Origin of the sequence: Nostocoides sp. (assembly GCF_035343835.1) — a bacterium.
In the GTDB taxonomy this organism is placed as follows: Bacteria; Actinomycetota; Actinomycetes; order Actinomycetales; family Dermatophilaceae; genus Nostocoides_A; species Nostocoides_A vanveenii.
Map to the genome: position 1 here is coordinate 1 of NZ_DAOQZV010000088.1, position 9,278 is coordinate 9,278.

At 68.9% G+C, this 9,278-nt stretch carries 7 protein-coding genes and 1 pseudogene; 3 read left to right on the plus strand and 5 right to left on the minus strand.

The features are described from left to right. The first annotated feature begins 111 nt into the window (after positions 1 to 111). Positions 112 to 504: an amidase family protein gene (locus PKH97_RS08095; RefSeq protein ID WP_324386909.1), complete on the plus strand. Its 393-nt coding sequence runs from the start codon at positions 112 to 114 to the stop codon at positions 502 to 504. 23 nt (positions 505 to 527) lie between these two features. On the opposite strand, the gene PKH97_RS08100 is transcribed toward PKH97_RS08095, so the two are convergent. Continuing rightward, positions 528 to 956, minus strand: a complete 429-nt coding sequence (locus PKH97_RS08100; RefSeq protein WP_324386900.1) for a MarR family winged helix-turn-helix transcriptional regulator — start codon at positions 954 to 956, stop codon at positions 528 to 530. Positions 957 to 973: 17 nt separating this feature from the next. Between PKH97_RS08100 and PKH97_RS08105 the strand changes: the two genes are divergently transcribed. Then, the gene (locus tag PKH97_RS08105) at positions 974 to 1,453 is read left to right on the plus strand and encodes a GNAT family N-acetyltransferase (RefSeq protein ID WP_324386901.1); all 480 of its coding nucleotides are present in this window, start codon (positions 974 to 976) and stop codon (positions 1,451 to 1,453) included. 45 nt (positions 1,454 to 1,498) lie between these two features. Here the strand turns inward: PKH97_RS08105 and PKH97_RS08110 are convergent, their stop codons facing one another. Together PKH97_RS08110 and PKH97_RS08115 are read right to left on the minus strand one after the other, a co-directional pair. Continuing rightward, positions 1,499 to 3,226 carry an NAD-binding protein gene (locus PKH97_RS08110; RefSeq protein WP_324386902.1) on the minus strand — a complete coding sequence of 576 codons (1,728 nt, stop codon included), beginning with the start codon at positions 3,224 to 3,226 and terminating at the stop codon, positions 1,499 to 1,501. Positions 3,227 to 3,256: 30 nt separating this feature from the next. After that, positions 3,257 to 3,640 carry a DUF6394 family protein gene (locus PKH97_RS08115; protein ID WP_324386903.1) on the minus strand — a complete coding sequence of 128 codons (384 nt, stop codon included), beginning with the start codon at positions 3,638 to 3,640 and terminating at the stop codon, positions 3,257 to 3,259. Positions 3,641 to 3,999: 359 nt separating this feature from the next. On the opposite strand from PKH97_RS08115, the gene PKH97_RS08120 reads away from it, so the two are divergent. Next, positions 4,000 to 4,863 (plus strand): hypothetical protein, encoded by an 864-nt coding sequence (locus tag PKH97_RS08120; RefSeq protein WP_324386904.1) that lies wholly within the window; start codon positions 4,000 to 4,002, stop codon positions 4,861 to 4,863. A 19-nt stretch (positions 4,864 to 4,882) separates the two neighbouring features. Here PKH97_RS08120 and purF read toward each other — a convergent pair whose 3' ends face one another. Both purF and PKH97_RS08130 read right to left on the minus strand, forming a co-directional pair. Beyond that, positions 4,883 to 6,373: an amidophosphoribosyltransferase gene (gene purF, locus PKH97_RS08125; RefSeq protein WP_324386905.1), complete on the minus strand. Its 1,491-nt coding sequence runs from the start codon at positions 6,371 to 6,373 to the stop codon at positions 4,883 to 4,885. A gap of 164 nt (positions 6,374 to 6,537) precedes the next feature. Then, positions 6,538 to 9,278, minus strand: a pseudogene (locus PKH97_RS08130) (hypothetical protein); the annotation flags it as partial.

The window sequence follows — 9,278 nt, forward strand, 5'->3', positions numbered from 1 at the left end:
CCCGACACGCCCGAAGGATGAGAAAAATTCGTACACCACGCACCAGGACTTGACCTCGAGGGCACCCAGGTCGAGCATCCCCAACGCCTCGAGCCACGCACCCGTCAGACGATCCGGCTCTCCGGGTGGGCGCGCGGGCCGGTCGTCACCGCGGCGTTGCGGCGCGCCGAGCGGATCGCCGCCACGGTGGATCGCCGCTTCTTGAGCGGCGCGGACGTGGTGGTGTTACCGACGCTGCCGCTTCTCCCGGCCCCGATCGGCCTGGTGGACGGGCTCGACACGGTGCGCGCCCAAATGGCCACCGTGCCGTATGTCGCCAACACCGCTCTGGCGAATGTCACCGGTCATCCGGCGATCTCGATCCCCGGCGGGCTCTCGCGCGAGGGCTGGCCGATCGGCGTGCAACTGATCGCTCGCCGTGGCGCCGAAGGACTGCTTCTGGCCCTGGCCCACCAACTGGAGAAGTCCCGACCTGCCGCCATCACCTACCCGACGTTCGCCTAGAGCCGCCTACTCGGGGAAAGCGCCTACAGCAGCTGCGTGGGAATCGCCTTGGTGAGCAGCGCGCGGAGTCGGTTCTGTTCGGTAGGGCTGAGCTCACTGAGCAACTCACGCTCATCGGCACGGATCGCGCGTCTGACCCGCTGAGTGAGATTGCGACCGGCCTTGGTCAGTTGCAGGCAGTTCACCCTGCGGTCGTGCGCGGCGGGTGTTCGAGTCACCAGGCCCCGCGCCTGTAGCGACTCCACGTCATCGGCGATGCGACTCGCGCTGCGGACAATGCGCTGAGCGACGTCGCGCTGCGAGGTGCCGGGGTGCTCCTCGACGTCGCTGAGGATGATGTAGTCCCAATGGGAGAGCCGGTGTTCGTGACAGCGCTGGGGCTCGATATCCATCAGGGCGCGCCAGGTCGGCATCATCAGCCGCGCCAGGTCGCGTTCTGGATTGATAGACACACGTATATCATAAACGTGTGAATGCGACCACGGAGCTACGCCCCCTCGAGCAGACCGATCTCGAGAGGGTCTTCGCGATGATGCGTGAACCCGAGGCCGTCTCGATGGCCGCCTTCACGGCCGAGAATCCCGACGACCGAGAGGCTTTCGACGCCCACATGGCACGCCTGCTTGTCAATCCGGACGTGCACAACTGGGCTGTTCTCAGTGGTGGCGGTGAGTTCGTCGGGACGATTGCAACCTTCCGCTCCGAAGAGGGTGCACCCGAAGTCACCTATTGGATCTCGCAGGCTCACTGGGGCCAAGGCCATGCGTCCCGAGCCCTCGCGCTGGTGCTGGCGCGAACTACGCGGCCGGTCCTGGCCCGAGTCGCTGCGGACAACTATGGCTCCCTGCGGATCCTGCAGAAGGCGGGTTTTGTGGTGGTCGGCCAGGGCCGCGCCTATGCGCGCGGTCGCCACGCCGAGGTCGACGAGCTCGCCCTCGAACTCCCCTGAGCTCGGCACCGACGGCCGGACTCTGCCGTCCGCACGTGGCGATGATCAGGCGCGCCCGCGGGTCAGGCGTCGCCAGATCCAGGTCGCCGGGACGCGGCGGCCGGTCACGACATACTCGACCGCGGCGTCGTGGAAGAGCACCTCGCGCAGCGCACTGAACGCCCGGGCCCGAGAGACCAGCAGCAGCCGGTCACCGGCTTCCGCCACCGTCTCCGGGTCGGGGTCGAAGGCGATCTTGCCACCCCGGTTCAGGGCTAGCACCGCGTTGCCTGATGGCTCGTCGCGGTTGTCGGGATGACGCAACAGATCACCGATCGTCACGGCTCCCCCGTGCTCTATCCACCGAATGACGGCGGGGGCGGACTGCGCGTCGATCACCAGGATCACCGGGTCCGGCGAGCCCGACCCGCACCGGTCCACGAGCCGGCCCAGCAGGTCGGCAGCCCAGGCGTCGTCCTGCCGCGCGGCATACTCCAGGAACGCCCATGTATGCGGTGTCACGATTCGCGCGAATGCTTCTCGCGCAACAAGATCCGTCGGGACAAAGAGAGAGTCCGGGGCGAACGCGGCATAGAGCGGCGCTGCGGTCGTTGCGGCCTGACGAAGGCAGATGAAGGCGTCCGGGGCAGTCGTGCGCACCTGCGCCGCCAGTGCGAGGTTGGCGGTGTCGATCGACATCCCACCGACAAAACCGACCGCGGCGCGCACGTCCGGCGCCCCATCCCCGGGATCGGCCAGCACCACCTCATAGGACGCCGCCCGCAGGTCGCGCGCGATCTCGTCGCGGAACTGCCCCTGCGCGCAGACCACCCACGTGCCAGAGGCGATCGCGGCACCGCGCTCGGGCAGCCCCGTGCCGCCAGGGCTCATCAGCCACGTCACCAGTTGATAGACGGCCGGCCGCTGGAGCGCAAGCACGAGATAGGAGCCAAAACGGTCATACGCGTTGATGACGGCCTCGGCCCCGAAGGCCTCCATGTGCGTCGCAGTCTCGCGGTCGGCGCAACGGGCGATGACCGGAACCTCCGGCGCCAGCAGGTGCACCGCCTGCACCACGCCGAGATTGATCTGGTCGTCATCGGTCAACGCCAGCACGCCCTGACAGTGCTTGTGCCCCAGCCCGGCGATCCCGAGCACCGCAGGATTCGCGGCATCCCCCTCGATCCCGGGGATGTCGACGGACAGCTGGTCGGTGCCGAGTTGGTCGACGCGCACACCCGAGCGGTCGATGACCACGAAGCGACGCCCGAACCAGTCCAGTCCGCGACCGACGACCCGCCCCGCCTGCCCGTAGCCGGCGATGATGTGGAAGCCCTCGTGGATATTCCGCACCCGACGCGCAAAGCGTTGTCCCGCAACGGCATCGCGGAAGGACTCGTCCTGCGCCAACGCCAGCAGGGTGCCGATGGCGTACGCCCACGCGATGACCGTGGCATAGATCGTGGCCGTCACCCACAGTCGCTGCTGGGTGGTGAAGGCGTTGGGGATCTCGCCGAAGCCGATCGTCGTGGCGGTGTAGCTCATGACATAGAACGACTCGAAGACGCTCATCCGCCGCGGATTGCCCGCGCCGTCGACACCTGGCGTCGCCGCCAGGCCGAAGACCGCGATGGTGAAGACGACGATGAGCGCGATGAGCGGTGCCCGCATCCGCCGGAGCACCAGGAAGATCGCCGTCGTGGCCGGCACTTCCGTGGGAATGTCAACGGACAACCGGCGCAGCACCGTTCGCCGGCGCAGGAAGGGCCGGGCGAAGAGCAGCGGGTTGCCCACGGTGTGCTGCCGAGTCCGTATGCCGGCCGGTCAGCGCCGCTGGTAGGCGGCGGTCTCGGTGACCAGCAGGATGATCGAGACGATATTCGCCAGCAGGGCGCCGCCGGAGAGGGAGACGACGCTGCTCATGTGTTCTGGCGTCAGGCCGGTCGATCCCTCCTCCGCCCAGATCCAGACAACCGTCGCCGCGATCAGTTGGATCGCCGCGACCAGGCTGGTCGCCAGGTGCAGCGCGCCGATTTGGGTGCGGTCGCCGAACTTGAGCACGACGGCGATGATGTTGACGATCACCGCGGCATACAGCTCGTAGACATTGTGGACGCGGGCGTCCGTCAGGTCGCCGAGAAAAAACCCGAAGTTCAGCGTCGCAGCGAGCACGACGAAAAACCCGAAGACCACCTTTTCGAGGTTCACAGGCGCGACGATACCCACCGCCTTGCCGCGCATAGGACTTGCGGACTTATCCACAGGCGACTGATTTTGCGGATGCGCGTTCGCGGCTTCACCGAGAGGGTGGCCGTATGCCGATCCTCACCAGCGTCTCGACCCCTCCCACCCATCCCCGTGCGACTCGTCGCTCCCGGCGCCACCCGAGACGGGCCGGACGGCGACTGATGCCGGCGGCTCTTGCGGTCCTGGCCGTGGCCGTCACCGGATGCGAGGCGGGCGGCACGCCCGTCCCGCGGACCCGATCAGTGACGTCTGCTGTGCACGCTCCGACAGCATCGACCCCGGCGACGACGTCCGCGCCGGTCGCGAGCTTGCCGCCCGCGATGACGCGGGGCGACCTCACGGCATACCTGGCGTTCTTCGCTCGCAACGGTCCGGCGGCGATGAAGGAGTCGGCCGCGCCGCCCTACCGAATCGGTGCCCTCGACCGTGTCTTCACCGGCGAGTTGCGCGAGACGGCGCGCTTCAAGTCGGTCTTCTATCGCACGAAGGGCTATCGCGAAGAGGGAGAGCACACGATCAGCGGCCGCGGCCCGATCTTTGCCCTTCCCAAGTCCCGGGGACGCAATGCCGCACTCGTGTTGCTGAGCTACCGCAGCGGAGCCAAAGGCGCCGGGGGGCCGCAGAAGGATCTGATGCTGCTCGTGCAGGATGCCGGGAAGAGCACGTGGCGGCTGGCCAGCATGACCGAGATCCCCTATCTTGATCAGCTGCCGACACCAACCGCCACGCCCTCGGTGCCGACGCGGGGCCAGGAGCGGGCCGCGCGGGCCTTCGTCGGCACGGTCGTCCGGTATCTGGAGAGGGGGACGATCCCGCGGGGGCCTAAGTTGGGCGTCGCACCCTACGAATGGCGTCAGCGCATCCAGCGCGCGCGGATCGGCGGTGACTACACCGTGGATGTCGAGCTCATGGACACCGGCGTCACCGGGGTCGGCCCCGGCGCACCGATCACCGTCATTCCCGTGCAGGGCGGGATCGTCGGGGTGGCCCAGCTCGTCGCGACGGTGACGGCCGACTCCGGCTGGGCACCCGGCGGCGAGGGAGACACCAATGACGTCTACCAGCAGGCGCTCGGTGGCGACCGGACGCGGACCCGGGATGGGCTGGCGATCACCTTCGTCGTGCCAGACGCAGGCGAGCCCGCCGTGATCGGCGGTGACCTTGGGCTGATGCTGCCGCAGTGACGTCAGCCTGAGGAGCAGATCAGCGGACGTCGAGCGGGAGTTGCATCTCCAGCAGCCCCTTGCCGAGTTGGTCCTCGGCGGGGAGTTCCACCGGATAGCGGCCGGTGAAGCAGGCTGTGCACAATTGATCGCGCCGCCGGTTGGTGGCGGCGATCATGCCGTCCTCGCTGATATAGCCGAGCGTGTCGGCGCCGATCGAGCGGCAGACGTCCTCGACCTCGATACCGGTGGCGATCAGTTCGGCGCGCGTGGCGAAGTCGATCCCGTAAAAGCAGGGCCAACGCACGGGCGGCGAGGAGATGCGGACATGCACTTCGGCCGCGCCGGCTTCACGCAGCATCCGGACGAGTGCCCGTTGAGTGTTACCGCGGACGATGGAGTCGTCCACGACGACGAGCCGCTTGCCCTTGATGACCTCACGGAGCGGGTTGAGCTTGAGGCGGATGCCGAGTTGGCGAATGGTCTGGTTCGGCGAGATGAAGGTGCGCCCCACATAGGCGTTCTTGACCAGGCCCTGCCCATAGGGGATGCCCGACTCCTGCGCGTAGCCGATGGCCGCGGGGGTCCCGGACTCGGGCGTCGGAATGACCAGGTCGGCGTCGACAGGGTGTTCGCGGGCCAAGGTGCGGCCCATCTCCACCCGGGCCTCGTGCACGACCCGGCCGTTGATCGAGGTGTCCGGGCGGGCGAGATAGACGTACTCGAAGACGCAGCCCTTGGGCTCCGGCTCGGCAAACCGCTTGCTGCGCAGGCCGTTCTCGTCGATGGCGATGAACTCACCCGGCTCGACCTCGCGGATGAAGGACGCGCCGACGATGTCGAGGGCGGCCGTCTCGGAGGCGACCACCCATCCGCGCTCTACTCGCCCCAGGACGAGGGGACGGATGCCCTGCGGGTCGCGTGCGGCATACAGGGCATGTTCGTTCATGAAGACGAAGCTGAAGGCGCCGCGCAGCATCGGCAGGACTTCGAGGGCGCGTTCCTCGATGGTCGTGGACGGGTCGTCGACCAGGAGCGCCGTCACGAGCGCGGTGTCGGTGGTGTTACCGCGGCGCAGCTCGCCGGCGTGCACATCGAAGCCTTGGGTGCCCCGCTCCATCACGTGCTCGCGCAGTTGAGCCGAGTTGATGAGGTTGCCGTTGTGCGCAAGGGCGACGGTGAAGCCGGCATGGCCGCCCAGGGTGGGCTGCGCGTTCTCCCAGGTGGAGCCGCCGGTCGTCGAGTAGCGGCAGTGCCCCACGGCGATGTGGCCCTTGAGGCTGGCCAGCGAGCGCTCGTCGAACACCTGCGAGACCAGGCCCATGTCCTTGTAGACGAGTAGGCGGCGCCCGTCAGACGTGGCGATGCCGGCCGACTCCTGGCCCCTGTGCTGCAGCGCGTAAAGCCCGAAGTAGGTGAGCTTGGCGACCTCCTCACCGGGAGCCCAGATTCCGAAGACACCGCACGCGTCCTGAGGCCCACGCTCGTCCGGCATCAGGTCATGGGTCAGTCGCCCGTCTCCACCTGGCACGCGCCCCATCATCCCATAGCCGTATGCCCGTGTGACCGCCTCGGAACCTCACCTCCGCCGTAGGTGGAACCGGACGTCGCTGCCGAAGATGGTGCGGGGAGGCGCGAGGGCCGGGCCCGAGCTTTGTTTGCTCAGGCCCGGCCCGTGACCGTTACGAGGGCGGCTCAGTCGCCGCGCTCGGTGGCGTCCCAGTGCGTGAACCCGGCGGCCTCGGCACGCGCCTGGTCGACGAACCAGACTTCCGCGCGAGTGCGCTTGTACCAGGGGCTGTCGGGCGTGTGGAAGAGCATCGAGTCGGCGTTGCCCTTGACCTCCCAGCCCTCCGGTCCCTTGCCGCGGGGCCCCGCCGCGGCGGAGCCCGGACCGTATGGACCGTCCGGGATGTCGAGCAGCGTCGGCACCTCGACCCGCTGGGCCCTGGCATCCCATCGGGCAAATCCCGCAGCGCTCGCGGTGGCCTCGTCGGCGAACCACACCTCGGCCTTCGTCCGGCCGTAGTAGGGCGAGGCGGGCGTATGGAAGAGCATCGAGTCCGCGTTGCCCTTGACCTCCCAGCCGGCTGGGCCGGATCCGTCGCCGGCCGGCAGCGCCGACCCAGCGCCGTAGGAGGTCGGGGTGAACTGGGGCGCCTGGGTTGACTCGAGCTCAACCGTCGGGGACGCCGCGGGCTCCTCGATGATGAGTGGGTCGACCGCTGGCTGCTCGGAAGCGACCGCCTGGGCGGGGGCCGCGAGGAAGCCCGCTGCCGGCGTCACGTCGGCGTCGTTTGCCTCCGCCCTATCGGCCACCGCGCTCGTCATGGCTGAGTCGAGCGTCGGCACTGCGCTCTGCGCGGCACCCTGCCGATCGGTAGACCGGCCGGTCGCAGCGGCAGCTGCAGCACGCGCAGCCTTCGCCTCGGCCTTGGCCGCCGCTCGGGCAGCCTTGGCCTCGGCCTTGGCCCGCAGCTTGGCGTCCCACGGCGCGAAGCCCGCAGCGATCGCGGTCGCCTCGTCGATGAACCAGACCTCGGCCTTGGTGACCTCGTAGGACGCCGACGCGGGCGTGTGGAAGAGCATCGATCCTTCGTTGCCCTTGACCGCCCAGCCTTCCGGCCCGGACCCGTCTTCGGCAGGCAGGGCCGACCCTGCGCCGTAGTCCTTGAACGCTGGCTCGGCCTCGGCGACCGTCTCGGCCTCCGCAACGACGTCGGGCACGGGTTCCGGCTCGGCAACCATCGCAGACTCAGGCTCCGGCTCGGCAACCGCTGCGGCCTCGGGCTCGGCGTCAAGAACCGCGACGACCTCGGGCTCCGGCTCCGGCTCCACCATCAGCTCCGGCTCGGCGGTCGCGACCTCAGTCTCAGGCTCCCCGACGACCTCGGCCTCCGGCTCCGGCTCGGATTCGGTCGCGACCTCAGTCTCACGCTCCCCGACGACCTCGGCCTCCGGCTCCGGCTCCGGCTCGGATTCGGTCGCGACCTCGGTCTCAGGCTCCCCGACGACCTCGGCGTCGGACTCCGTCTCGACCTCAACGTCGGCCTTGTCAACGTCTACGGGCTCGGCAGTCGGTTCGTCGACAAGCAGTTGCTCGACAGTCTCAGCTTCCGGCTCGGCCGGCAGGACGTCCGGAAGCAGTTGCTCAGCCTCGACTTCCGGCTCGGCCTCCGGGAGGTCGGCCGGCAGGTCGTCGGGAGGCAGTTGCTCGGCGGCCTCGACTTCCGGGTCACGGACATCTGCCGTCACGGCGTCGGCTTCGGGCCGTTGAGTTTCATCCGCATCGGGAACAACGGGCAACTCGACGGGACTTGCGTCGATCGACTCCGCGACCGTGGACTCGATGTCCGGCCCGGCCATGGAGTCGTGGCCGAAGGCGACCTCGTCGGGGATCTGCGCGTCGGGTGCCTCGGCCGAGCGCTCGAGAGCGTCGGCCTCGGCCTTATCGGCTTCCTCTGCCGCGCGCTTGGCGCGCAAGGCAGCCAGGCCGCCCAGACCGGCGGCCGCAGCCGTAGCGCCACCGGCCTCGAGTGCGGCACCGGCCTCGTCGAGGTCGAGGAGGGGCGACTCCGGCTCGGGAGCCACGTCGACGATTTCAGGGGTGTCGAGGTCGAGCAGGGCCGCCTGTGACCCCCCGGCCGAAACGGGTTGGCTGGGCTCGGCATCGGGAAGCACGGCTTCCAGATCCTCGGCGTCCTCCACGCTCAGATCGGCGTCGACCTCCGGTACGTCGACATCGGCGGGGAGATCCACTACGGCCGCGGCAGACTCGGCAAAAGCCGGTGACTCGTCGGCCGCTGGCTCGACATCGCCGCTGGGTTCATCGACGGACGGAACATCCACGGTCGGCACGTCCGCAGGGCCCACGTCCACGTGGGACGCGGTGTCGAGATCGATCGCACCGTCGGCGTCGAGGTCAAGCGCACCGTCAGCGTCGAGGTCAATCGCGTCCGAGGGCTCGTGAGCCGTATCCAGCTCATCGACTCCCCCGAAATCGCCCCTGGGCTCGGGCTCTGACAGGCCTGCAGACAGATCCTCGGCGTCCTCCATGCTCAGGTCCGGGTCGACCTCCGGGACGTCAACGTCCGGCGTGGTCGGTGCGGGCACGTCGACCTCGTCCGACAGCTGAGCTTCCGCCGCATCCGGCTCCTCGAAGGTGGCGACCTCCTCGGCCGCTTCCTCGCCGTCCGCTGATGCGTCGATAGCAGCGGCGCCCGCCAAACCCACGCCAGCCGCGGCGGGGGCCGCCAGATCGGACGCGTCCAGATACAGACCACCATCGGCATCCAGATCAATGCCACCCGAGACGTCCGGCCCTGGCACATCGACAGCCGCAGCCGCCACATCGACCGACGGCTCCAAAACGCCGGGAACCTCCACGACGGCCTCAGGCACGTCCACCGACGGCGCATCCAAATCCAGACCACCAT